This is a genomic window from Suilimivivens aceti (genome assembly GCF_025567405.1).
Taxonomy (GTDB): Bacteria; Bacillota; Clostridia; order Lachnospirales; family Lachnospiraceae; genus Suilimivivens; species Suilimivivens aceti.
Window position 1 is genome coordinate 50,361 of the sequence record NZ_JAOQKJ010000010.1, and the last position, 25,192, is coordinate 75,552.

23 protein-coding genes, 1 pseudogene and 1 other annotated feature are annotated in these 25,192 nt (G+C 46.1%); of the genes and pseudogenes, 19 read left to right on the plus strand and 5 right to left on the minus strand.

Translation table 11 applies throughout. The annotated features are described in order from the left end of the window. Positions 1 to 6: 6 nt before the first annotated feature. The 4 genes from OCV77_RS12470 (at position 7) to OCV77_RS12485 (ending at position 4,749) form a co-directional block, all read left to right on the plus strand. Positions 7 to 1,602 carry a xylulokinase gene (locus OCV77_RS12470; RefSeq protein WP_262575330.1) on the plus strand — a complete coding sequence of 532 codons (1,596 nt, stop codon included), beginning with the start codon at positions 7 to 9 and terminating at the stop codon, positions 1,600 to 1,602. Positions 1,603 to 1,658: 56 nt separating this feature from the next. Further along, positions 1,659 to 2,354 (plus strand): L-ribulose-5-phosphate 4-epimerase, encoded by a 696-nt coding sequence (locus OCV77_RS12475; RefSeq protein ID WP_262575331.1) that lies wholly within the window; start codon positions 1,659 to 1,661, stop codon positions 2,352 to 2,354. A gap of 188 nt (positions 2,355 to 2,542) precedes the next feature. Beyond that, on the plus strand, positions 2,543 to 4,075 hold the full coding sequence (locus tag OCV77_RS12480) for a DUF1538 domain-containing protein (protein ID WP_262575332.1): 1,533 nt from the start codon (positions 2,543 to 2,545) through the stop codon (positions 4,073 to 4,075). Continuing rightward, positions 4,072 to 4,749, plus strand: coding sequence for a P-II family nitrogen regulator (locus tag OCV77_RS12485; protein ID WP_262575333.1), 678 nt, complete (start codon positions 4,072 to 4,074; stop codon positions 4,747 to 4,749). Before OCV77_RS12480 ends, OCV77_RS12485 begins: the two co-directional genes overlap by 4 nt. A 12-nt stretch (positions 4,750 to 4,761) precedes the next feature. Here the strand turns inward: OCV77_RS12485 and OCV77_RS12490 are convergent, their stop codons facing one another. Both OCV77_RS12490 and OCV77_RS12495 read right to left on the minus strand, forming a co-directional pair. Further along, on the minus strand, positions 4,762 to 5,838 hold the full coding sequence (locus OCV77_RS12490) for an SGNH/GDSL hydrolase family protein (protein ID WP_262575334.1): 1,077 nt from the start codon (positions 5,836 to 5,838) through the stop codon (positions 4,762 to 4,764). Between the two features lie 10 nt (positions 5,839 to 5,848). Next, on the minus strand, positions 5,849 to 7,345 hold the full coding sequence (locus tag OCV77_RS12495; protein WP_262575335.1) for an MBOAT family O-acyltransferase: 1,497 nt from the start codon (positions 7,343 to 7,345) through the stop codon (positions 5,849 to 5,851). Between the two features lie 107 nt (positions 7,346 to 7,452). Here OCV77_RS12495 and OCV77_RS12500 point away from each other — a divergent pair, with 107 nt between their 5' ends. Beyond that, positions 7,453 to 8,067 (plus strand): DUF4358 domain-containing protein, encoded by a 615-nt coding sequence (locus OCV77_RS12500; RefSeq protein WP_118798512.1) that lies wholly within the window; start codon positions 7,453 to 7,455, stop codon positions 8,065 to 8,067. Between the two features lie 7 nt (positions 8,068 to 8,074). Here the strand turns inward: OCV77_RS12500 and OCV77_RS12505 are convergent, their stop codons facing one another. Both OCV77_RS12505 and OCV77_RS12510 read right to left on the minus strand, forming a co-directional pair. Further along, the gene (locus tag OCV77_RS12505; protein ID WP_118798599.1) at positions 8,075 to 9,142 is read right to left on the minus strand and encodes an undecaprenyldiphospho-muramoylpentapeptide beta-N-acetylglucosaminyltransferase; all 1,068 of its coding nucleotides are present in this window, start codon (positions 9,140 to 9,142) and stop codon (positions 8,075 to 8,077) included. Between the two features lie 28 nt (positions 9,143 to 9,170). Then, positions 9,171 to 9,419 carry a TIGR03905 family TSCPD domain-containing protein gene (locus OCV77_RS12510; protein WP_118798513.1) on the minus strand — a complete coding sequence of 83 codons (249 nt, stop codon included), beginning with the start codon at positions 9,417 to 9,419 and terminating at the stop codon, positions 9,171 to 9,173. 154 nt (positions 9,420 to 9,573) lie between these two features. Between OCV77_RS12510 and OCV77_RS12515 the strand changes: the two genes are divergently transcribed. The 3 genes from OCV77_RS12515 to OCV77_RS12525 all read left to right on the plus strand — a co-directional run bounded on the left by OCV77_RS12515 (position 9,574) and on the right by OCV77_RS12525 (position 11,773). Further along, positions 9,574 to 10,227, plus strand: a complete 654-nt coding sequence (locus OCV77_RS12515; RefSeq protein WP_262575336.1) for a hypothetical protein — start codon at positions 9,574 to 9,576, stop codon at positions 10,225 to 10,227. A 109-nt stretch (positions 10,228 to 10,336) separates the two neighbouring features. Further along, positions 10,337 to 11,164, plus strand: a complete 828-nt coding sequence (locus tag OCV77_RS12520) for an HAD family hydrolase (protein ID WP_262575337.1) — start codon at positions 10,337 to 10,339, stop codon at positions 11,162 to 11,164. A 15-nt stretch (positions 11,165 to 11,179) separates the two neighbouring features. Continuing rightward, on the plus strand, positions 11,180 to 11,773 hold the full coding sequence (locus tag OCV77_RS12525; RefSeq protein ID WP_262575339.1) for a TIGR01440 family protein: 594 nt from the start codon (positions 11,180 to 11,182) through the stop codon (positions 11,771 to 11,773). A gap of 6 nt (positions 11,774 to 11,779) precedes the next feature. On the opposite strand, the pseudogene OCV77_RS12530 reads toward OCV77_RS12525, so the two are convergent. After that, a pseudogene (locus OCV77_RS12530) lies at positions 11,780 to 12,769 on the minus strand (Rpn family recombination-promoting nuclease/putative transposase). A gap of 187 nt (positions 12,770 to 12,956) precedes the next feature. Between OCV77_RS12530 and OCV77_RS12535 the strand changes: the two are divergent. From OCV77_RS12535 to OCV77_RS12585, 11 genes are all read left to right on the plus strand, one after another. Beyond that, entirely contained in the window at positions 12,957 to 14,306 is a 1,350-nt protein-coding gene (locus tag OCV77_RS12535) for a glucose-6-phosphate isomerase (protein ID WP_262575382.1), read from the plus strand. A gap of 25 nt (positions 14,307 to 14,331) precedes the next feature. After that, the gene (locus OCV77_RS12540) at positions 14,332 to 15,291 is read left to right on the plus strand and encodes a D-2-hydroxyacid dehydrogenase (RefSeq protein WP_262575340.1); all 960 of its coding nucleotides are present in this window, start codon (positions 14,332 to 14,334) and stop codon (positions 15,289 to 15,291) included. Between the two features lie 47 nt (positions 15,292 to 15,338). Then, positions 15,339 to 15,592, plus strand: a binding site (T-box leader). Positions 15,593 to 15,651: 59 nt separating this feature from the next. Further along, entirely contained in the window at positions 15,652 to 17,115 is a 1,464-nt protein-coding gene (locus tag OCV77_RS12545; protein ID WP_262575341.1) for an anthranilate synthase component I family protein, read from the plus strand. Further along, positions 17,112 to 17,684, plus strand: a complete 573-nt coding sequence (locus OCV77_RS12550) for an anthranilate synthase component II (RefSeq protein ID WP_262575342.1) — start codon at positions 17,112 to 17,114, stop codon at positions 17,682 to 17,684. The genes OCV77_RS12545 and OCV77_RS12550 overlap by 4 nt, the downstream gene beginning before the upstream one ends. Before the next feature lie 29 nt (positions 17,685 to 17,713). After that, a complete protein-coding gene (trpD, locus tag OCV77_RS12555) occupies positions 17,714 to 18,733 on the plus strand; it encodes an anthranilate phosphoribosyltransferase (RefSeq protein WP_262575343.1) in 1,020 nt (339 codons plus the stop codon). Next, positions 18,730 to 19,521 (plus strand): indole-3-glycerol phosphate synthase TrpC, encoded by a 792-nt coding sequence (trpC, locus tag OCV77_RS12560; protein ID WP_262575344.1) that lies wholly within the window; start codon positions 18,730 to 18,732, stop codon positions 19,519 to 19,521. The genes trpD and trpC overlap by 4 nt, the downstream gene beginning before the upstream one ends. Then, complete coding sequence (locus tag OCV77_RS12565) at positions 19,518 to 20,114, plus strand: phosphoribosylanthranilate isomerase (protein ID WP_262575345.1); 597 nt, start codon at positions 19,518 to 19,520, stop codon at positions 20,112 to 20,114. The genes trpC and OCV77_RS12565 overlap by 4 nt, the downstream gene beginning before the upstream one ends. Before the next feature lie 3 nt (positions 20,115 to 20,117). Next, positions 20,118 to 21,308 (plus strand): tryptophan synthase subunit beta, encoded by a 1,191-nt coding sequence (gene trpB / locus OCV77_RS12570; protein WP_262575346.1) that lies wholly within the window; start codon positions 20,118 to 20,120, stop codon positions 21,306 to 21,308. Continuing rightward, on the plus strand, positions 21,301 to 22,077 hold the full coding sequence (trpA, locus tag OCV77_RS12575; protein ID WP_262575347.1) for a tryptophan synthase subunit alpha: 777 nt from the start codon (positions 21,301 to 21,303) through the stop codon (positions 22,075 to 22,077). Before trpB ends, trpA begins: the two co-directional genes overlap by 8 nt. A 207-nt stretch (positions 22,078 to 22,284) precedes the next feature. Beyond that, positions 22,285 to 23,316, plus strand: coding sequence for a LacI family DNA-binding transcriptional regulator (locus OCV77_RS12580; RefSeq protein ID WP_262575348.1), 1,032 nt, complete (start codon positions 22,285 to 22,287; stop codon positions 23,314 to 23,316). Beyond that, positions 23,313 to 25,124 carry a glycoside hydrolase family 31 protein gene (locus tag OCV77_RS12585; protein WP_262575349.1) on the plus strand — a complete coding sequence of 604 codons (1,812 nt, stop codon included), beginning with the start codon at positions 23,313 to 23,315 and terminating at the stop codon, positions 25,122 to 25,124. The genes OCV77_RS12580 and OCV77_RS12585 overlap by 4 nt, the downstream gene beginning before the upstream one ends. Positions 25,125 to 25,192 lie beyond the last annotated feature (68 nt).

Genomic DNA, 25,192 nt, shown 5'->3' on the forward strand with positions numbered 1-25,192 from the left:
TGCGAAATGGAAGCAAAAAAATTAATTGAAGAGGGAAAATCTTTCCTCGGAATAGAATTTGGTTCTACCAGGATCAAAGCAGTTGTGATTGATGAGGAAGGAAAGCCCCTTGCCAGTGGAAGCCATGAGTGGGAGAACCGCTTTGATAATGGGATCTGGACCTATACCCTTGAGGATATCTGGGGCGGGCTTCAGGACTGCTATCAGGATCTTCTGAAGGATATTGACAAAACCTACGGCGTTTCTGTCAGTAGATTTGAGGGCATCGGATTTTCAGCCATGATGCACGGCTATCTGGCATTTGATGCAAAGGATGAGCTGCTGGTACCGTTCCGTACCTGGAGAAATACCATTACAGAGGAAGCGGCAGAGAAGCTGACAAAGGAATTCTCCTTTAATATTCCACAGAGATGGAGTATTGCCCATCTGTATCAGGCGATCCTGAATCAGGAAGCACATGTAAAGGATATCGCATTTTTGACCACACTGGCAGGCTATGTGCATTATAAGCTGACAGGGGAAAAGGTGCTTGGTGTGGGTGATGCATCCGGTATGTTTCCGATTGACAGCACCACCGGCACCTATGATGCGGAAATGGTGGATAAGTTTGATAAACTCATCGCATCCTGTGGATTTTCCTGGAAACTGACAGAGATCCTGCCGGGTGTCCTGACAGCCGGAGAAAAGGCTGGCGTCCTGACAAAGGAGGGAGCAGCACTTCTGGATGTCAGCGGCAGACTGGAGGCGGGAATTCCGCTCTGTCCTCCGGAGGGAGATGCAGGAACCGGTATGGCAGCAACCAACAGTGTCGGGGTCAGAACCGGTAATGTATCTGCAGGAACCAGTATCTTTGCCATGATCGTACTGGAAAAGGCTCTGTCTTCTGTTTATCCGCAGATTGATATGGTAACTACACCGGATGGGGCACCCGTTGCCATGGTACACTGCAACAACTGTACCTCTGATATCAACGCATGGGTCAATATTTTTGATGAATTTGCAGAGAGCATTGGCCACAAGGTAGACAAGAATACCTTATATACTACTTTATTTGAGAAAGCACTGGAAGGAGATGCAGACTGCGGCGGTCTTGTTTCCTACAATTACTTCTCAGGAGAACCGGTTACCGGCTTTGAAGAAGGGGCTCCTCTCTTTATGAGAAAGGCTGAGGATCACTTTACCCTGGCAAACTTTATGAGAACCCATATTTATTCTTCCCTGGCAGCATTAAAATCAGGACTTGATCTGCTGTTTGAGAAGGAGGATGTGAAGGTTGACAGGATGTTTGGCCACGGCGGTCTGTTTAAGACCAAAGAAGTCGGACAGAGGATCGCGGCAGCAGCCATGAATACACCAGTTTCTGTCATGGAGACAGCAGGAGAAGGCGGTGCATGGGGAATCGCTCTCCTTGCAGCTTATATGCAGGAAAAGGAGCAGAACGAAGAGCTGCAGGCATTTCTAAACAGAGTGGTCTTTGCCGGAGAAAGCGGCAGCAGTATTTCACCGGATCCTGCTGAGGTGAAGGGCTTTGAAAGCTTCATGGAGCGTTATATGAAGGGGCTTTCCGCAGAGAGAGCAGCTGTAGAGGCATTGAAGGGCTGAGCTGTTTCAGGGCAGTCGGCTCTGCAGAGGAAAAGAAGAATCCGGAGGACAGAAGAATGTTAGAAGATTTAAAGCAAAAAGTATACGAAGCGAATATGCTGCTTCCAAAGTATGGACTGGTTACCTTTACCTGGGGAAATGTCAGCGCCATTGATACCGAGAGCGGATTGTTTGTCATCAAGCCAAGCGGTGTGGATTATGAGAAGATGACACCGGCTGATATGGTTGTCATGGATCTGCAGGGAAATAAAGTAGAAGGAGATTTGAGGCCTTCATCAGATACTCCTACCCATCTGGAGCTATATAAGGCATTCCCGGAGATCGGAGGGATCGTACATACTCACTCTTCCTATGCGACAAGCTGGGCGCAGGCAGGCAGAAGTATTCCCTGCTATGGAACGACCCATGCAGATTATATTTACGGCGAGGTTCCGTGTCTGCGCTGCCTGACAAAGGAAGAGATCGATGAGGCTTATGAAGAGAATACCGGTCATCTGATCGTCAATGAATTCCAGAGAATGAATAAGGAGATCATGGCAGTACCGGCAGTTCTGTGCAAGAACCATGGTCCCTTTGCCTTCGGTAAGGATGCCATGGATGCGGTACATAACGCAGTTGTTCTTGAAGAGGTTGCCAAGATGGCGTACCGGACAGAAACCATCAATCCTAAGGTTGCACCGGCACCGCAGGAGCTGCAGGATAAGCACTATTACAGAAAGCATGGTGCAAATGCCTATTACGGGCAGAACTAGGAACTTACTGTTTGACCGGGGAGATGATACAGGAATAAGAATCTTGTCAGCTGTTGCCTCTGTAAAGAAAATGTTAAAAAATAGTCTGAATAATTAAAATTCTGTAAATCCGCTTAATGTGAGCAATTTCTTATGTTATACTGAAAATCAACAAAGGAAAGAGCATAACAGAAAGGCGACGATTATTATTGAGAATTAACAGATCGAAATTCAAAGAAAAATTTGTAGAAACCCTAAAGGCAGTATTTCCTATCATAGCGATTGTACTTCTGCTTTGCTTTACCATTGCGCCGATCTCACCAAGTATTGTGATGGCGTTTCTTATAGGCGGAGTGCTTCTGATCGTGGGAATGCTGCTTTTTTCTATTGGTGTGGATCTTTCCATGACACCTATGGGAGAGAGGGTTGGAACAACAATGACAAAGAGTAAAAAGCTGAGCATTGTGATTCTGGTTGGCTTTATCATGGGATTTGTGATAACGCTTTCAGAACCGGATCTGCAGGTGCTGGCACAGCAGGTTCCTTCTGTTCCCAATATAGTACTGATCCTGGCGGTAGCGGCAGGGGTCGGCTTCTTTCTGGTAGCAGCATTGCTCCGTATGCTGCTTTCTATTTCACTTCCTAAAATGCTGGTGATCTGTTATCTGATCGTTTTTGGTCTGGCGTTGTTTGTACCGGCAGATTTTCTGTCAGTTGCTTTCGACTCCGGAGGTGTGACGACAGGACCTATGACAGTTCCCTTTATTATGGCTCTTGGTATTGGTATCAGTGCGATCCGAAGTGATAAGCATGCCTCAGATGACAGCTTTGGCCTGGTGGCACTCTGTTCTGTCGGACCGATCATCGCTGTATTGATCCTTGGACTTATTTATCATCCGGACAGTATGGATTATGTACCGCAGGCTATTCCGGAAATCCAGGACTCTGTAGCGCTCTGGCATATGTTCGCGACAGAAATTCCGGAGTATATGAAAGAAATGGTGGTCTCTCTTCTGCCGATCATTGTTTTCTTTGGCATTTTTCAGCTGATCGCAAGGGATATCAAGAAAAAGACTCTGATCAAGATCGGGATTGGTCTTGTTTATACATATGTAGGTCTGGTATTGTTTTTAACAGGAGTCAATGTAGGATTTATGCCGGCCGGCAATTATCTGGGACAGGTGATCGCAGGACTGCCCTACCGGTTTATTATCGTACCGATCGGTATGATCATCGGTTATTTCATTGTACAGGCGGAGCCGGCAGTATTTGTCCTGACCAAACAGGTAGAGGAGCTGACGGATGGGGCAATTTCGGCAGGAGCCATGGGAACCAGTCTTTCTGTTGGTGTGTCAGTTTCCATAGGCCTCGCAATGATCCGGGTACTGACAGGGATTTCTATTATGTGGTTTCTCATTCCCGGTTATGCCGTAGCATTGATACTGACCTTTTTTGTACCGAAGATCTTTACAGCGATTGCCTTTGACTCCGGTGGTGTGGCAAGCGGACCTATGACGGCAACCTTCCTGCTGCCCTTTGCCATGGGTGCCTGCAGCAGTGTGGGTGGTAATATCATTACGGACGCCTTTGGTGTAGTGGCCATGGTAGCCATGACACCGCTGATCACGATCCAGATCCTTGGTGTGATCTACAGAATTAAGGCAGAGAATCTGAAGAAGCATGCAGCAGGTATGGCAGCGACACTGGAAGCCTATGGAGATATGGAGATTATTGAATTATGAGTAAACTAAATCTGATGACAACGATCGTGGACAGGAACCAGGTCAGAAAATACCTTCATCTTTATGAGGAGGAGGGGCAGCAGATCATGCTTGTCACCCTGGGAGATGGAACTGCCTCAGGAGATGTGCTTGATTATCTGGGACTGGAAGCGACAGAAAAGGCAGTGATCTTTTCTGTACTGACAGATGAGAATTTTTATAAGACGAAGAAGAGTCTGCAGAAAAAGCTGCAGATCGATGCACCGGGAGGCGGTATTGCCTTTATCGTGCCCTTCAGCAGTATCGGGGGGAAGAAAGCACTACAGTTTTTCACAGTGGGTCAGGATTTTCAGAAAGAGGAGGAATCAGCCTTGAAGGATACTACATATGAACTTGTGATTGTGATCGCCAATCAGGGATATATTGAAATGGTTATGGACGCAGCAAGAGGAGCCGGAGCTTATGGCGGCACGGTGATCCATGCCAAGGGCACCGGTATGGAGCAGGCCGAGAAATTTATGGGCGTGTCTCTGGCGGCCGAGAAGGAAATGATCTTTATCGTGGCAAAGAAGGAGCAGAAGAATGATATCATGAAGGCTGTGATGGAACAGGCAGGACTGGATACCAAGGCAAAATCCATCGTATTTTCCCTGCCTGTTACTGATACCGCAGGCCTGCGACTGCTGGAGGATTAAACAGCTCAGACATCAGTCATAAATATCCACTTTGATCCTGTCCTCATAGGGCTTTATCAGCTCGTTAACGGCCTGATAAGCCAGAGAGCGGGAATCTTCTATGATCTCATGGCAGTTTGCCTCTGTGACTTTGTGATCATTCCTGATCATACTGTCACAGATGTACTGGTTGATCTCCGGGGAGAAGTGAAGCAGATCCATATAGTTGTCCAGATCTGTTACGATCTCTCTGTCATTCAGGAAATAATACAGTTCCACATTCTCATAAGTAAGAAGTTTTTCCATGGCCTGTTCCATGTTGTACAGGTAGCTTTCCGTTTCTCCGTTCCGGTAGATATTGTCCCACCAGAGCATGGAATATGGTGGAATGGAAATTTTAAATTGTGTTTCAGGGTGGGCCTCGATCTCTGCACAGAGCAGGGCAAGATTTCCGTCAAGCTTATCCTGATAGCAGGTTTCCGGCTTCATGTCTTCAATGTTCATTTTCCGGATATAAAGTCCCAGGATCATATCCTCATTAAAGGATTTCCACTGAGCCCAGTTGTAGGAGTTCCCCTCGTCGTAGTCACCGGTCAGTGATTGGGCGATCATGTAGGGGATCTTTTCAAAAAGCACATCCTTATTCAGGAGATATTCAATGTCGTTCAGATGGTTGTCATCATAGAGGTACATAGGACAGCCGGTGCTTTCAAAGGTAGTGACCGGGTCGGCGCAGAGGGCGGAGGGGTCCAGGTTATAAAAAACATAATTTATCGAATGATCCTGGAAAGCGATATCGAGCAGATAGCAGAGATCTGCGGTAGCGCCATAAGACCGGATCGCCTTGATGGAGGTGCAGTTAAAACCTTCGTCGAACCAGTGATTATTGTAGTTTTCAGATACAGAAGAACCGGCGATCACGGCATCGTAGTCAAAGTTCTTCAACGAGCCTGCGCACTGGTATTCCTTGTCTGTCAGAACTGCCTTCAGTCCAGGCAGGGGCTTGTGATACTGATAAAAGGGATCAAATGTCACAACCAGAAGGATACACAATAAAAGTAAAACTGCAGTTCCTGTAAAAAAATATTTCAAAAATCTTTTTGCCATCATAAAAATCCTTTTAAAAATTAAAGTAAATAAAGGTGCTGACCTGAGAGAAGGAAATGATGCACCAGCAGAAGAGAACAACGATCACCAGAGAGAATTTTCCGGTCAGGGATTTCTCCTCTACGAGCTGCAGGGCATTTTTCCGGCTGATCAGAACAGCACTGATCACAAGCAGCAGAACAAACAGGATCAGGTAGGCAGTGTTCAGCAGGGAAGGCTGGAACAGATTGATCGCCTGTCTGATCAGGTAAAACTCAGGGATATCGAGCTGAGCTGCAATCTTTGTCAGATATCCGGTAGAACGGAAGGAGAAAAGATTACGGAACATGGTAAAGGCATTTGTCATGCTGTCGCTGCGGAAAAAGAACAGGGACAGATTGAAAAAGGTAAAGGTAAAGAAAACACCAAGCCATTTTGGAATATAAAATCTGGCTTTTTCTTTTTCGTTGCTGCCTCTGACACCGATCAGATGCAGATTGTCAAATACCACAAGAAGTCCCTGCATGGAACCCCATGCCACATAGGTCCAGTTGGCGCCATGCCACAGACCACTTAAGAAAAACACGAGGAAGGTATTGATCAGGGTCCGCACCTTTCCCTTACGGCTTCCACCAAGGGGAATATACACATACTGGATAAAGAAACGGGACAGGGTGATATGCCATCTCTGCCACAGTTCCTTGACCGTACAGGCCTTGTAAGGGGAATTGAAGTTCACCGGCAGCTTGATATTGAACAGAAGACCAAGGCCCATGGCCATATCACTGTAGCCGCTGAAATCAAAATAAATTTCGAAGGTATATGCCAGGATCACAAGGAGTGTAGAGGGCGAATCCAGAAAAGCAGTGTTGGTAAAACCATAATTTACAGGGAGAGCGAGAACGTCTGCCAGCAGTACCTTTTTGGAAAGTCCAAGAGTAAAGAGGGCGATGCCTTTTGCAAAATTCTCCCGATTGAAGCTCCGAAGATGTTTATCGGCAAACTGCGGCATCATTTCTTTGTAAAGAACAATAGGACCGGCAACAAGCTGTGGGAAAAAGGTAACAAAGGTGACGTAATCAATGAAAGGATAATGTTCAGCCTTATGCTGGCATCTGTCTACGATGAAGGAAACCTGCTGGAAGGTAAAAAAGCTGATACCAAGAGGCAGCAGGATATTATGCATGGCCACATTTGTATGGAAAACGGTATTGATGTTTTCAAAGAAGAAATCATAATACTTGAAATAAAATAAAAAGCCCAGATTAAAGGCAAGTCCTGCCAGAAGAAAAATGCGGTCGGACAGCTTTGTCCTGGAAAACCTGAGCAGGAAGCTGAGCAGATAATTGCCGAGTATGCTGACCAGTATGATACCCAGATAATACGGATTAAAATAGCCGTAGAACCAGAGTGACATGGCGGCAAGAAAACAGGTGGCGGTCTGATAGAAGCCTCTGCTATTCAGGAAGTACCAGCCAGCCAGTACGAGCGGCAAAAATATAAAGATAAATATATAGGAATTAAAAAGCATAAAATATCCTCCAGAACCTTCGCTATAGTATAGCATGGACCGGCATAATTTGTCTAATGCATGGAAATACTGTGAACGGAAAGAAATAAGAAAAGAGGGTACACAAAATGGGTAAATACTGGTTCATGGTACTTTTGTTTTTGGGTGTTACGGCAATAGGCTGTCAGGGTGATCATACCGGAGAGGACAGCCGGGCCTATGCAGAGGATGAAGCCGGGAGTGAAGCGGTAAATACACTGGTTTCAGGCAGTAAATACAGGATCGTCACAGATGTCATGGAGCTGCGTGACAGTGTGGAAGGGATCCTTTTGCAGGATTACTGGCCAGATACAATGCTTACGGAGGAAGAATTCGCGGAACGGACCGGCATATCAGAAAGTATGTACGACTGCTTTCTGGCAGAATACCAGCGTTCTGAAGCAGGAGTGGATATGCTTATACTGGTGAAGGCAAAGGAAGACTATGTGGAGGATGTGGAAACGTATCTGAATGATTACAGGGAGGTTCTGCTGAACATTTATGAAAAACAGCCCATGGATGAGGCAAAGATCTTTGCCTCCCGAATTGAAACTATTGGAAATTATGTCTGCTTTGTGCAGCTTGGAGCAAATATCAGTGATCTGAAGGATTCCGGACGAGAGGAAATGGTACGCCGCTGTCAGGAAGAAAATGAGAGAGCGATCGATATGATGGAGAGAAAAATTGCCCTGTTCGAGGATTAGCCGCTTTTCAGCGGTTAACGGTTTCCTCGATCAGGTCAGTAATGGCTTTTACGGCATGGAGCTGATTGCTCCTGCTCATGGCCTCAATATAGGTCTGTCTTGTAAAGTAGAGCTCTGTTATTTTTTCTGTAAGAAGGGCAGGAGAAAGATCATCATCATTCATGACCATGCTGTACCCCTGGGCTTCAAAGGATCTGGCATTGAGGATCTGGTCACCTCTGCTGCTGGCTGCAGGAAGGGGGATCAGGAGGTTCGGTTTCCTTAGGGCAAGCAGCTCACAGATGGAATTGGCGCCGGCTCTGGAAATGACTACGTCTGCAAGGGCAAAGAGATCCTTCAGCTCTGCCTTTACATATTCAAACTGCACATAGCCTTCTGTATGAAGCAGCATATTATCAATTTTATCCTTGCCGCAGATATGGACGATCTGGAAATCCTTTAACAGCTCCGGGAGTGCGTCCCGTACGGTTTTGTTGATGGAAGCGGCGCCAAGACTTCCGCCTATTACAAGGATGACAGGCTTGTTGGCTGTAAAGCCGCAGATATCAAGAGCAGCAACCTTATCACCCTTCAGCAGTTCCTCACGGATCGGGGAGCCGGTCAGGACAGCTTTGCTTTCAGGAAGGGCAGATACCGTCTCCGGGAAGTTGCAGCATACCTTTCTGGCAACCGGGATACACAGCTTATTGGCAAGGCCCGGTGTCATATCGGATTCATGGATGATACAGGGAATGTGCAGAGTTGCAGCTGCCCTTACGACAGGTACGCTGACGAAACCGCCTTTGGAAAAGACAATGTCGGGACGGATCCTCTTCAGATGATCTCTGGCCTGTACAAAGCCCTTGATGACACGGAAGGGGTCAGTCAGATTTTTCATATCCAGATAGCGCCTGAACTTGCCGGTCGCAATTCCATAGTAAGGGATATTAAAATCTGTGATCAGCTTCTTCTCAATTCCGTCATAGGAGCCAATATAGGATATTTCATAACCCAGCTCCTTCAGATGGGGAATCAGCGCAATATTGGGGGTAACGTGCCCGGCGGTTCCACCGCCTGTCAGCACGATTTTTTTGATTTCTGTATCGCTCATGAGAGCCTCCTGTTTATTGATTGCCGTTTTTGATCTCTTCCAGTGCCCTGGCGAGCTGGTCAGGACAGGAGGTTGGTTTGAAACCACAGCGGATTCCCTTCAGCTTACTGATGGCATCATCAATCTTCATACCTTCTACAAGGTGGGAAATTCCCTGAAGATTTCCGTTGCAGCCGCCATAGAACTGTACAAATTTAATAATTCCGTCCTCTACCTCTACATCAATAGAAGTGGAACAGGTTCCTTTTGTCTGATATTTCATAATAAGTACCACCTTTCTGATAAAGTATTATACCCAATGATCTGCAATTTTTAAAGTAGCATGTAAGAATTTGTCGAGAAATGGTGATGCATTTATGCACCGCTTTGCAGACAGCAATTATATAATAGAAGAAGAATTTTTAAGGAGGAATGTTATGTTGTACTCATTATGGAAATATAAACTGTTACTGTTTCTGATCATCTTATTCTTTGTCTGTAGTATTATATGCCAGATCGTTCCGGGAGTGATCCTTTCCCGTCTCCTTGAGGAAACAGAGAATATGGCATCTACTAAGAACCGACCGTTGAAACAGTGCAGGCTGAAATATATCAATTGTTGTCAGTTAAACGGAAGGGTAGTCAATACTGGCGTTTTTGTGGACAGGTTTATTAGAAAGCTCACCTTTTCAGGGATTTCTCTGAACAGGATAAGCAATATGGCAGGACAGATGATGATGCTTTCCATACTGGTCACAGGGATCTGTGTCTGCCGGTGTCTTTCAGCGGGTGGGACTCTGTTTCAGATTATTCCCTATTATGTGATCAGTATACTGGAGCTTTATCTCTATTTTACACTTTCTGGAGCGGTAGATATAGCAGGACGGAAGGAAGCCCTGAAAATAGAGCTTACGGATTATCTGGAGAATCATCTGATGCCAAGACTGCAGGAAACGATGGAGGAAGAAAGCAGGGAAAAAGAGAAGCGGCCAGCAGATACAGAAGAATCTGTACAGGAGGAGAACAGGCTTGATCTGTCACAGATACGCAGGGATGAACTGGAGGAGCTTCTGCGGGAACTGATAGGATAGAAGTGCTGACATATATTTTACATGCAGAAGCAGCAGACCGGGTGTTTGACTTTTGGGGCAGGATTTTATACTATTAGAGCAGAGTACAAAAGAAAAGGCGGCTCATCACATGTCTGTAAAATGTATTGCCCTGGATATGGACAGAACGACATTAAATGCACAGGGAATGTTGTCGGAAGAAAATAGAAAAGCGATATGCTTTGCTATTGAAAAGGGGGTTCACGTGGTCATAGCAAGTGGACGTGCTTTTTCCTCTCTGCCCGGGGAAGTGACAGGGATTCCCGGAATTGAATATGCGGTCACCTGTAACGGGGCAGAGGTTTATGAAATTTCCACAGGGAAATGTCTGAAGAGCTCCTGTCTTTCACCGGAAAGTGTGGAAAGGATCCTTTCACTGACAGAGAAAGGTGACGTGACATACGAAGGCTTTATCCGGGGAAAAGCCTTTGCCGGAGAGAAATATGTGAAGGATCCGGTACGCTTTGGAGCGACCAGGCAGGCGGTTGATTATGTGCAGAGAACCAGACAGATGGAGCCGGATATCAGGGCATTTCTGCTTTCCCATAAAGAAGAGCTGAACAGCATGGATATTATCGTGAAAAATGAGGATGTCAAGGAAGCCATCTGGGCGCTTCTGGAAAAAGAGGTTCCGGATATTTACATTACATCCTCAATAGTACAGCTTATAGAAATCTCTTCATTATACAGTGGAAAGCACAATGGAGTCAGATTTATTGCAGATCAGCTTGGCCTGTCCATGGAGGAAGTGGCAGCCTTTGGCGATGCGGACAATGACGCGGATATGCTGAAAGAGGCAGGAGTTGGAATTGCCGTAGGGAATGCTTCTGGGCTGGCTATGGAAGCGGCAGATATGGTCGTGCCCCATCATGACAGAGATGGTGTGGCAGCAGGGATCTATCAGCTGCTTGGTAAATGAAGGAGGAACGGATATATGGCAGCAAAAGGGATGGCAGACAGAAAAATGACAGCTTCCTTTCTGGAGGAAGTAAAAGAGGAAGCCGGCAGGGCAACAGAGCAGCTGCTCCTGCAGGCGAAAACAGAGCCGGGAGATATTCTGATCGTTGGCTGTTCTTCCAGTGAGATTGTGGGAGAGCGGATCGGAACCTTTTCCAGCGTGGAGACGGCACAGGCGGTCTTTGAAGGAATCTATGAGATAACACAGGCACATGGGCTGTTTCTGGCAGCACAGTGCTGTGAGCATCTGAACCGTGCAGTGATCGTGGAAAAGGAACTGATGAAACGGGATCATCTGACCAGAGTAAATGTCGTACCAAAGCCCAAGGCCGGCGGATCCTTTGGAACTACTGCCTATCAGCAGTTTAAGGAGCCTGTGGCAGTAGAAAAGATCACAGCACAGGCTGGTATGGATATTGGGGATACCCTGATTGGTATGCATCTGCAGCCGGTGGCAGTACCCGTAAGAATAGAAGTGAAACAGATCGGAAATGCTCATCTGGTATGTGCCAGAACACGGACGAAGTTCGTAGGCGGTAGCAGGGCAGTATATGATGAGGCGCTTTTGTAAGCGCCTCTATTTTTCTGCCAGCAGCTTCTTTAATGCAGCGATTTCAGCATCCTTTTGAGCAAGCAATTCTTCCTGTGCCTCAATCTTCTCCTGAATGCCCTTCATTCTCCGGTAGTAATCTTCTCTGGCCTGGCACTGCAGGCGTACCTTTTCCTCCTGTGTCAGATGATAGACAGTTTCTGAAGCTTCTTTTAAATATTCATTGTTTTGAGAAAGCATATGCAGTTCCTCCCAGGTTCTGGCTTTGAAGAGGGAAGCCCAGAAGTCGATATGACAGGCCTTATCCTCATCAGTTGCTAAGTGTATCTGCGTTAAGTCTAACACAGACAGCTGCAGTTTGTCACTATAAACAGTATGATTTTTTACATTCAAAAGTTTATAGGTGGCATAAAATTCCGGATGCTCTGGAAACAGTGTGAAATTCAGAAGACCGATCTGGATGGCAGGCTTCACCGATTCGTAGCTCTGTCCAGCAGAAAGCTGATCAAATTCCCGGCAGAGGTAGCTTAAGGAGCGCTCCGGTCAGTTATGTTCATTAATGACCTGCATTTCCAGGTTGATCAGGGTATTCTGGTTAAGAACTACCCGGATATCAAGGAAAAAGGTCTTATCACTGGTAGATTCGCCAAGTACGATAGGATTCGTAATCTCCACGGAAGAAATTTCTGATGGAGAAAGGTGGAGCAGCGAGGCAATGAGGCCGGTAAGTACCTTGTTGTTTCGCTGCAGAAGAGCACGGAACAGGTAGTCATTGGTCATAGGGATGGTGAGAGCACCACGTTCCGGGAGCTGGAAGTTGTTTTGATTGTCAGACATGAAAATAAGATCCTCCTTAGAATGGTGTGAAAAGTAATAAGCGAAAATATCCGGTGAAAACCGGAAGGATGTTCCAAAAGGAACAAGAGTGAAATTGAAATAATTCTTCTGTGTTGAATGCAGTATATCAGCCAGCTCTATATCGTGCAAGTAGAAAAAAATTGCTGCACCGGGAAGCATAAACAGTCAGATATACAGTTTTTATACAAGAGGATGTAGGAAAGAACGGAAGGAGATCAAGATTTTGTATTGTGCAATCTGCCAGTCCGGTAAAAATGCAGAAATCTTGAAAAAATCGATATTCTCTGATACACTAGAAAAGATTTAAAGGGAAAGTTTTATCAATATAATAATAAAAGGAGTGTATATTATGAGCAAAGTAACATTTGACTATTCCAAAGCAGCTCCCTTCATTAAGGATCATGAAGTTGATTCCATGAAGAAACTGGCAGAAGATGCAAAGGAACTGCTTGTATCAAAGACAGGTGCAGGCAATGATTTCCTTGGATGGATCGATCTGCCGGTAGATTATGACAAGGATGAGTTTGCAAGAATCAAGAAGGCAGCAGCCAAGATCCAGAGCGATTCCGAGGTACTGCTCGTGATCGGTATTGGCGGATCCTACCTGGGTGCCAGAGCAGCCATTGAGTTCTTACGTCACAGCTTCTATAACGTGGTAAGCAAAGAGATCAGAAAGACTCCTGAAATCTATTTCGTAGGAAATTCTATCAGCTCTACTTATATCAGACATCTGATGGATGTGATCGGAGACAGGGATTTTTCCATCAACATGATCAGTAAGTCTGGTACAACAACTGAGCCAGCCATTGCATTCCGTGTATTCAAGGAAATGATGGAGAAGAAGTATGGCAAGGAAGAGGCTGCCAAGAGAATTTATGCAACCACTGACAGAGTAAAGGGATCCTTAAAGCACCTTGCAACAGAGGAGGGCTATGAGACCTTCGTTGTTCCGGATGATATCGGTGGACGTTTCTCTGTACTTACTGCAGTGGGTCTTCTTCCGATCGCAGTCAGCGGTGCTGATATCGACAAGCTGATGGAGGGTGCAAGAGCAGGACGTGAAACAGCATTAAATGCGCCTTTTGAAGAGAACGATTCCCTGAAATATGCAGCAATCCGTAATATCCTGTTAAGAAAGGGTAAGGAGATCGAAATCCTTGCAAACTATGAACCCAGCGTTCACTATGTATCTGAGTGGTGGAAGCAGCTTTACGGTGAGAGCGAAGGCAAGGATCAGAAGGGTATTTTCCCGGCAAGTGTAGACCTTACCACAGACCTTCACTCCATGGGGCAGTTCATTCAGGATGGTTCCAGAAATATGTTTGAGACCGTGATCAATATTGAAACAAGCAGAGAAGAGCTTGTACTGCAGGAAGAGCCTGTTGATCTGGATGGACTTAACTATCTGGCAGGAAAGAGCGTTGACTTTGTAAACAAGAGCGCTATGAACGGAACCATTCTTGCACATACAGACGGACAGGTTCCCAACCTTATGGTAAAGGTTCCAGAAGTAAATGAGTTCTATCTTGGTGAGCTGTTCTACTTCTTTGAGTTTGCCTGCGGTGTCAGCGGATATCTGCTTGGCGTAAATCCTTTCAACCAGCCTGGTGTGGAAAGCTATAAGAAGAATATGTTTGCTCTTCTTGGCAAGCCCGGCTATGAGGCACAGAGAGAAGAACTGTTAAAGAGACTGTAATAACAGATAAAGGAACAGAAAAATTATGAAGATTGTAGTACTGGAAAGAAACAGCGTGGGGACTGACATTTCCATCGAGGGGATCACTTCCCTTGGAGAAGCAGTGGTTTATCCAAATACCGTAGCGGATGAAGTCGTAGAGCGTATCCATGACGCAGAGATCATTGTAGCTAATAAAGTACCCTTAAATGAAGGCACCCTGAAGGATGCACCGAATGTAAAGCTGATCTGTGAATTTGCCACAGGCTTTGACAATGTGGATATTGCATACTGCAGGAGCAGAGGGATCAAGGTTGCCAATATCGTAGGATATTCTACCGATTCTGTTGCACAGCACACCTTTGCACTCTGCCTGTATGTACTGGAGAAATTAAAACGTTATGATGACTATGTAAAGTCAGGAACCTATGCAGCCCAGAGCCGTTTTTCCAACTTTGATCTTCCGTTCTTTGAGCTTGCAGGAAAGACATGGGGTATTGTCGGCATGGGAAATATCGGCAGAAAGGTAGCCCAGATCGCAGCCGCTTTTGGATGCAGGGTAATCTTTTACTCTGTAACCGGAAAGAGCAGCTGTACCGATTATGAGAGAGTGGATTTTGATACTCTTCTTGCAGAATCTGATGTTCTTTCCCTGCACTGCCCGTTAAGTGATCTGACAAGACATCTGATCAACAAAGAGGCACTGAAAAAGATGAAATCATCTGCAGTTCTGGTTAATGTGGCAAGAGGCCCCGTCATCTGTGATGAGGATCTTTACGAAGCGCTGGTGGAGGGTGAGATTGCAGGAGCCGGACTTGATGTAACAAGTACCGAGCCTATGAAGGAATCTAATCCTTTAAGCAGGATTCAGGACAGCAGCCGTCTGATCATTACGCCGCATATGGCATGGGCCAGTGTAGAAGCACGGATCAGATGTGTCAACGAGACTGCAGAAAACATCAAAGCTTTCTTAAGCGGCGGGAACAGAAATATTGTGAATTTGTAATTGACAATTTCATACAGAAGCAGTATGATAGAGAAAATTTAAGAACACCGAAACCGTTGAAGCGGAGATAACGGTGATGATGCTCCTACAGAGAGCCTGTGATTGCTGAGAGCAGGTGGAAAACAAGTCATCAAATGGACCGCTGAGGGTGCAGGGAAAGGCATATATTTAAGAGCCGAGTATTCTGCAACGTGAGACATACGTCAGTTGTCAGGGATATGTTAGTATCTCGTAAGAGTACAGCGCAGGCTGTAAATCAAGGTGGCACCGCGGATAGTAGTAAAGCTTATTCGTCCTTGACAGAATCATAGATTCTGTCAGGGATTTTTTTATTGCCATAAGGAAGAAGCAGGAGGACATATGATCATACCATCTCTCAATGACTTACAGGAAATCAGAAAACAGGGAATCTACAGAACAGCACCAGTCAGCATGGAGATTCTTTCCGATATCAAAACACCCATAGAGGTACTTAAGATCCTGAAAAATGTTTCAGATCACTGTTATCTGCTGGAATCTGTTGCAGACAATGAGAAGTGGGGCCGGTATACCTTCCTTGGATATGATCCGAGTCTTGAGATCACCTGCCTGAACGGACAGATGAAGATTGGATCCCTTACCTTTGAAACAACGGATCCGGGAAGCTATATCAGGCAGGTCGTTGCAGATCACAAGAGCCCGAAGTTTGACTACCTTCCTTCCTTTACCGGCGGACTGGTAGGTTACTTCTCCTATGATTATCTAAAGTATGCAGAACCGACACTGCGGCTGGATGCAGAGGATACGGAAGGCTTTAAAGATGTGGATCTGATGCTGTTTGACAAGGTGATCGCCTTTGATAATTTCAGACAGAAGATCATCCTGATGGTCAACATTGATCTGGAGCATCTGGAAACAGAATATAACAGAGCTTCTCTGGAGCTGCGCAGTATGGCAGATCTGATCAAGAACGGTGAGCCAAAGGAAGATATCCCGGGACATTGCACTACACCGGTAACCCCGCTTTTTCAGAAAGAGGAATACTGCGAAATGGTGGAAAACGCAAAGCACCATATCAAGGAAGGAGATATCTTCCAGATCGTATTATCCAACCGATTGGAAGCTGGATTTGAAGGCAGTCTCTTAAATACCTATCGGATCCTGCGTACGTTAAATCCTTCACCGTATATGTTTTATTTTTCCAGCAGCGATATGGAGGTAGCAGGAGCTTCACCGGAAACTCTGGTCAAGCTGGAGGATGGTGTACTGCATACCTTCCCGCTTGCAGGCACGAGGCCAAGAGGAAAGACAGAGGAAGAGGATCTCCAACTGGAAAAGGAGCTGCTTGCCGATAAAAAGGAACTGGCAGAGCATAACATGCTGGTAGATCTTGGAAGAAATGATATCGGAAAGATCAGCAGGTTCGGATCTGTGGAAGTGGAGAAATATCACTGTATTGAAAGATATTCCCACGTTATGCACATCGGATCGACGGTACGGGGAGAGATCAGGAATGACTGCGATGCCCTGTCAGCGATCGATTCCATTCTTCCGGCAGGAACACTTTCCGGGGCGCCGAAGCTTCGGGCATGCCAGCTGATCAATGATCTGGAAAACAATAAAAGAGGCATTTATGGCGGAGCCATTGGTTATATAGATTTCACTGGCAACCTGGATACCTGTATCGCTATCCGGATCGCCTACAAGAAAAATAATAAGGTATTTATCCGGAGTGGAGCCGGCATTGTAGCCGATTCTGTTCCGGAAAAGGAATATCAGGAATGTCTGAATAAGGCAGCGGCCGTAGTGAGGGCACTGGAGCTGGCAAAGGAGGTAACGGAATGATCCTTTTAATTGATAATTATGACAGCTTTTCCTATAACCTGTTTCAGCTCGTGGGATCCATTGATCCGGATATCCAGGTGATCCGGAATGATGTATCCACACCGGGAGAAATCCGGAGGTTGAAGCCTTCCTCCATCATCATTTCACCGGGACCTGGAAGGCCGGAGGATGCAGGGATCTGTATTGATGTGGTAAAGGAACTGGCTGGGGAGATCCCGATCCTTGGAGTGTGCCTTGGACACCAGGCGATCTGCAAGGCATTTGGAGCTACAGTTTCCTATGCAAAGGAGCTGATGCACGGAAAGCAGTCACTGGCAGAGCTGGATCTCACATCCCCTGTTTTTAAGGGGCTTTATGAGAAGATCCCGGTAGCCAGATATCATTCCCTTGCAGCAGTCAGAGATACGATCCCGGACTGCCTTAAGGTGATCGCAGAAACAGAGGATGGCGAAGTCATGGCAGTCCAGCATAGGGAAAAGGCTGTGTACGGACTGCAGTTTCATCCGGAATCAATCCTGACGCCGGATGGCAGAGAGATTCTTCAGAACTTTTTAAACCTTCAGAAATAAAAATACAGGAAAGAGAAAGGACGAAAAACATGATTAAAGAAGCGATTATCAAAATTGTTGACAAACAGGATCTGACTTATGACGAAGCCTATGCAGTTATGAACGAGGTCATGAGCGGAAAGACTTCCCCCACACAGAATGCTGCTTTTCTGGCAGCACTTTCTACCAAGAGTACCAAGGCAGAAACAATCGATGAGATCGCAGGCTGTGCAGCAGCTATGAGAGAGCATGCGTTAAAGGTAGAGCACGATATGGATGTGCTGGAGATCGTAGGAACCGGTGGTGATAATGCACACAGCTTCAATATTTCCACAACCTCTGCCCTTGTGATCGCAGCAGGCGGCGTGAAGGTTGCCAAGCACGGAAACCGTGCAGCTTCCTCCCTCTGCGGAACAGCAGACTGCCTGGAAGCACTGGGTGTAAATATTGACCAGACTCCGGAGAAATGTGTGGAGCTTCTTAAGAAGGTTGGTATCTGCTTCTTTTTTGCACAGAAGTACCACACTTCCATGAAGTATGTTGGTGCAATCCGTAAGGAGCTTGGAATCCGTACCGTATTCAATATCCTTGGCCCCCTGACCAATCCGGCAACTCCCAATATGCAGCTTCTTGGTGTTTATGATGAGTCACTGGTGGAGCCTCTTGCCAGAGTACTGACAAGCCTTGGTGTAAAGAGAGGCATGGTAGTATATGGAACCGACAAGCTGGATGAGATTTCTGCAAGCTCCCCTACTCTGATCTGCGAGTTTAAGGACGGAGAATACCAGACTTATACCATTACACCTGAAGAATTTGGCATGAAAACATGCAAAAAGAATGATCTGCTTGGCGGCACACCGGCAGAAAATGCAGAGATCACACGTGCGATTCTGAAGGGTGAGGACAAAGGACCAAGGAGAAATGCAGTTCTTTTAAATGCTGGTGCAGCCCTTTATATTGGCGACAGGGCAGAGAGCTTTGCAGATGGCATCCGGCTTGCCGGAGAACTGATCGACAGCGGCAAAGCACTGGAAACACTGGAAGCATTTATTAAGGAGAGCAATTCATGACATCCATTTTACATACCATTGCAGAGCATGCAAAGGTGCGGGTAGAGGAAGCCAAAAAGCAAAAGCCGCTTTCTGAGGTAAAGAAGGAGGCACTGGCTATGGAGCCTCTTTCCGGATTCCCTTTTGAAAAAGCGCTGGCAGAAGGCGATATCAGTTTTATCTGTGAATGTAAGAAGGCATCCCCGTCGAAAGGACTGATCGCAGAAGATTTTCCCTATGTGGAGATCGCAAGAGAATACGAGAGAGCAGGTGCATCCTGTATTTCCGTACTAACTGAGCCAAAGTGGTTTCTTGGCAGTGACAGGTACCTGCAAGAGATCACAGAAGCGGTTTCCATTCCCTGTATCCGGAAGGATTTTACCGTAGATGAATATATGATCTACGAGGCAAAACTTCTTGGTGCATCCGCAGTGCTTCTGATCTGTGCACTTCTTCCGGAGGAAACGATCCGGGAGTACATCGGGATCTGTGACAGCCTTGGTCTGTCAGCACTGGTGGAAGCTCATGATGAAGAGGAAATAGCCATGGCGCTCCGGGCAGGAGCCAGGATCATTGGCGTAAACAACAGAAATCTGAAGGATTTCACAGTAGATGTCCACAATTCCGAAAGGCTTCGCAGTCTGGTTCCTCCCTCTGTTCTTTTCGTAGCAGAGAGCGGGATCAAAACAGCCGGGGATATTGGTGTACTGCGGAAAGCCGGTGTGAATGGTGTGCTGATCGGGGAGACGCTGATGCGTTCCCAGGATAAAAAAGCCATGCTTGATACATTGAAAGGAATCAGGTCATGACAAAAATTAAAATATGCGGCCTTCGGAGAGAACAGGATATCCGCTATGCCAATGAACTGATGCCGGATTATATCGGATTTGTTTTCCTGAAGGGGAAGATGCGGTATGTCACCTTTGAAGAGGCGGCACGTCTTCGAAGCCTTCTGGATCCGGCAATTCCGGCGGTTGGTGTATTTGTCAACGAACCGGCAGAAAATGTGATCCGGCTGCTTCAGGCAGGGACAATCCAGATTGCACAGCTTCACGGGCAGGAAGACGAAGCCTATGCTGAAGAGCTGAGAAGAGCCGGTGATCACTGTATTATCCGGGCATTTGCAGTCAGAAACAGCGAGGATATCCACAGAGCCTTTGCTTTTCCGGCAGATTATCCTCTGCTCGACAATGGGAAAGGAACCGGGGAAACCTTTGACTGGTCACTTTTTCAGGAGCAGGAGAAACCGTTTTTCATGGCAGGCGGGCTTTCACCAGAGAATGTAAAAGAAGCAATAGAATGTTTTCATCCTTATGCTGTAGATGTCAGCTCAGGAGTGGAAACAGATGGATTTAAAGATTATGAGAAAATGAAGGCATTTATGGATGCCGTGAGGAGGTAACAGATGTCAAAATCAAGAGGACGCTTTGGCGTACATGGTGGTCAGTATATTCCGGAAACACTGATGAATGCCGTGATCGAGCTGGAAGAAGCGTATAACCATTATAAGGATGATCCGGAATTTAACAGAGAGCTGACTGCTCTTTTCAATGATTATGCAGGCCGTCCCAGCCGTCTTTATTATGCAGAAAAGATGACAAAGGATCTGGGCGGTGCCAAAATTTATCTGAAAAGAGAGGATCTGAACCATACCGGTTCCCATAAGATCAACAATGTACTTGGTCAGGCTCTGCTGGCGAAAAAAATGGGTAAAACAAGACTGATCGCTGAAACAGGTGCCGGGCAGCATGGTGTTGCCACAGCTACGGCAGCAGCGCTACTTGGCATGGAGTGTGTGGTTTTCATGGGTGAAGAGGATACGAAGCGTCAGGCACTGAACGTATATCGTATGCGTCTCCTTGGTGCGGAAGTGATTCCGGTAAAGACCGGTACAGCGACACTGAAGGATGCTGTTTCCGAGGCTATGAGAGAGTGGACCAGCAGGATGGATGATACACATTACTGCCTTGGCTCTGTTATGGGGCCCCATCCCTTCCCGACCATGGTCAGGGACTTCCAGTCTGTGATCTCCAAAGAAATCAAACAGCAGATCATGGAAAAGGAAGGACGGCTGCCGGATGTTGTGCTTGCCTGTGTGGGAGGCGGAAGCAATTCCATCGGTACCTTCTATCACTTCATTGAAGATAAAAATGTGGAACTGATCGGCTGTGAGGCTGCCGGAAGAGGAATCGATACCTTCGAGACAGCAGCAACCATTAATACCGGACGGCCTGGTATTTTCCATGGCATGAAATCCTATTTCTGCCAGGATAAATATGGACAGATCGCCCCGGTTTATTCGATCTCAGCAGGACTTGATTATCCCGGGATCGGGCCGGAGCATGCATGGCTCCATGATACCGGCAGGGCAAGCTACGTGCCGGTAACAGATGATGAAGCAGTAAACGCTTTTGAATATCTGTCACGTACCGAGGGCATTATCCCAGCGATCGAAAGCGCCCATGCAGTGGCTCATGCCATGAAGATCGCAGGAAGCTATGATAAGGATAAAATTATGGTAATTACCATTTCCGGCCGTGGTGACAAGGACTGTGCAGCCATCGCCCGTTACAGAGGGGAGGATATCAATGAGTAAGATCAAAGAAGCATTTGCAAAAGGCAAAGCATTTATTCCATTTATTACCTGTGGAGATCCGGATCTGGAAACCACCAAGGCTGTTGTAAAGAGTATGGCGGCAAATGGTGCAGACCTGATCGAGCTGGGAATTCCTTTTTCTGATCCTACTGCAGAAGGTCCTGTCATTCAGGGAGCAAACTTAAGGGCACTGACCGGTGGCGTGACAACGGACAAAATTTTTGACATGGTGCGGGAGCTGAGAAAAGAGCTCACCCTTCCCATGGTATTTATGACCTATGCTAACGTGGTATTTTCCTATGATGCAGACAAATTTATTTCCACCTGTGCAGAAATTGGAATCGATGGTCTGATCCTGCCGGATCTTCCTTATGAGGAAAAGGAAGAATTTTCAGATATCTGTAAGAAATATGGTGTGGAGCTGATCTCTCTGATCGCACCTACCTCAGAAAACCGTGTAGCCATGATTGCCAGAGAGGCGGAAGGGTTTATCTATATCGTATCCAGCCTTGGTGTGACCGGTGTGCGGAGCGAGATCCGAACAGATATTTCCTCCCTCGTGAAGCTGGTAAGAGAAAATTCTTCCGTACCATGTGCTGTAGGCTTTGGTATTTCCACTCCGGAGCAGGCGGCAAAGATGGCCGATATTTCTGATGGTGCGATCGTAGGCTCTGCAATCGTGAAGCTGATCGCCCAGTACGGGAAAGAGGCAGCAGGCCCTGTCGGAGAATATGTGAAGTCCATGACAGATGCGGTTCACGCACTGTAAATTTGAATAAATGTGTAAGTGCCCCGGAACCCTCCGGGGCATTTATTATGTCATAGGAAATTGTTCCAAAATATAATTCTGGAATTTGTATATTTCAAACAAAATATATTTTTTTATGGAAATCGGATTGACACCAGACATAAATGGAATATAATTTAGTTAACCGGTTAACAAAACCGTATTCCAATATGTATGAAAAGAGCAGATATGAAAAACAGAGTAACCATCAGGGATGTAGCAGCGGCAGCAAATGTATCCGTTGCCACAGTATCCTATGTATTAAACGGCAAGAAAAAAGTATCAGAAGAAACCAGACAGAAAATACTGGCAGTGATAGATGAGCTTGGTTTTGTACCGGATCTGAATGCCCGTGGATTATCCGTTAAGGATACGAAGCTGCTTGGGGTTGTTGTTCCCCAGACAGAGCCGGGAAGCAAGCTGATGTTCCATAATATTTTTTACAGTGAATTACTGGGAAGCATCGAATATGCTGCAAGGCAGCGGGGCTATCATGTTATTATTTCCGCTACGGATGTGACAGAGGATTACCTTCATCTGATCCAGGAAAGGAATCTGGCTGGGGTGATCATCATTGGAACCTACCAGAATCGTTTCTTCAGCGAACTGAAAACACTGGACGTGCCGGTTGTGCTGATCGACAGTTACTGTAAATATGATTATTTTCATAAGCTGAGGATTGATGACGAAGACTGTTCCTATCAGGCGACAGAATATGTGATCCGCCAGGGACACAGAAGGATTGGACTGGTGACCGGTCATCTACAGGAAGATGGCGTTATGCAGAAACGTTATCGCGGTTTCCTGCGGGCATTTGAGCAGAATGGACTCACTTTTTCTGGTGAAAATCTGTATGAAGCAACTGTGGATTATGAAAGTGGTGTCCGGGCAGCTGACTGGTTTGCGGATACGAAGGCAGATATTACGGCAGTCGTTGCCACAGCGGATGTACTGGCGATCGGCCTGATGAAGGGTTTTTACGAAAAAGGCATCCGGGTACCGGAGGAGGTATCCATTATAGGATTTGATGATCTTGATATCTCCAAGTACACGACGCCGGGACTTACGACAGTGAAACAGCCCATATCAGCCAAGGGAGAGCGTGCCGTTGAAATACTGATCGAGAATATAGAAAATCCCAAGATGGAAAAAGTGGAAGAAGTATTTCCGGTAGAATTAATAGAAAGACAAAGTATCAGAAAAAGAGTGGAGACAACATGATTTTTGAAATAATAAAAGGACAGGGCTATCAGAAGAGGATTCCGTTGGGAAACGGACTGTATGCACAGATCAGGCGGACTGAAGCAGAAAAGCTTGTGATTGACGTACCATATCAGGGTGTGTATGGTCTTGGAGAAAAGTTCGATTCTGTTAATCAGAAAGGAAAGACCGTAGAGACACAGGTAATTGAAAAGTTCTGTAATCAGGGAAATATCAGCTATTGCGTGACACCGTTTTTTATTACAGATTCCGGTTTTGGTATTTATATCAAAACCGGAAAAAAGACAGTGATTTCCCTGCAGGATGAAATTATATGTGAGATCCCGAAAGAAGCAGAGGTTACTGTTTTTACTGGAAGTATTGGAGAAATCATACAGGATTATGTGGGTCTGTTCCAGAAACCTAAGCTGCCGCCAAGATACGCATTTGGAATCTGGGTATCGGCCAATCACTGGAACTGTGAGGCAGATGTAGACAGGCTGCTTGCAGAGCTGGAAGAATATAGGTTTCCTGCAAGTGTGATCGTGCTGGAGGCATGGAGTGATGAAGCGACTTTTTACATCTGGAACGGAGCTGAATATAAGCCGGAGAAGTCCAAAGAAGGATTCAGCTATGAGGATTTTGATTTCAGAAACAGTCCTTACTGGAAGGATCCAAAGGGAATGATCGAAAAACTTCATGAAAAAGGAAAGAAGCTGGTACTCTGGCAGATACCGGTATTTAAAGGAATGGAACCTGACAGAACATCAGAGCAGCTTGACCTTGATAAGGAATATGCCATAGAGCATGGACTGGCAGTTCTCAATAAGGATGGAACACCGTATGAAATACCGGAAGGAAACTGGTTTGAAGGCTCCTACATACCGGATTTTACCAATGAAAAAACAAGGGAATTCTGGTTTCGTAAGAGACAGTATCTGACGGATATAGGCGTGGATGGATTCAAAACAGATGGCGGAGAGTTCATTTATTCCAAAGATGTATTATTTTCAGATGGAACAGATGGAGAAGAGGGCAAGAACCAGTACTGTCAGGATTATATCAATGCGTATAGTCACTTTATTACAGAGGATCAGGTATTGTTCAGCCGTGCTGGATATGCAGGTGCTTCCGGAACCCCTATCTTATGGGCAGGAGATCACCAGTCAACCAATGATGAGTTAAAGAATGTACTTCGGGCGGCTCTTTCATCTGCCATGAGTGGGATTCTTTTCTGGAGCTTTGATATAGGGGGATTTGCGGGACCGCTGCCCAGTCTTGACTTGTACAGAAGATCTACCCAGATGGCAGTATTTACTCCGGTTATGCAGTGGCATTCAGAACCGGATGGAGGTCAGTTCAGGGAACTGATGCCGGGAGCTGAGGGCAATAATGAAAGAAGCCCCTGGAATATAGCAATGGCATATAACAAGCCGGAATTTATCGAGGAAATGCGATACTGGCATATGCTCAGGAAAGCGTTACTGCCCTATATTTATGAATCTGCACAGACTGCAGTCCGTGAGAGCAGACCAATGATGCGGCCGCTTGTATTTGATTATCAGGCTGACAGAGCTGTGACAGACATAGAGGATGAATACCTGTTTGGAGACAGCCTGCTGGTTGCTCCTTTTATGGAAGAGGATCAGACATCCAGAAAGGTATATCTGCCGGAAGGAAAATGGCATGATCTTTTTACTGGCAGATGCTATGAAGGAAAGAAATGGCATGAATCAGACAGAAAATCCAGACTGCCGGTTTATATAAAGGCAGATGCCACGATCCCTGTGGATCATAATGGAAAAACAATCATGGTAAAGGGGGGATGATACAAAGGACATATTCTGAATTTCATACAGGGAAACATGGGAGGTTAACCGTTTAAAATGAAAAAGGA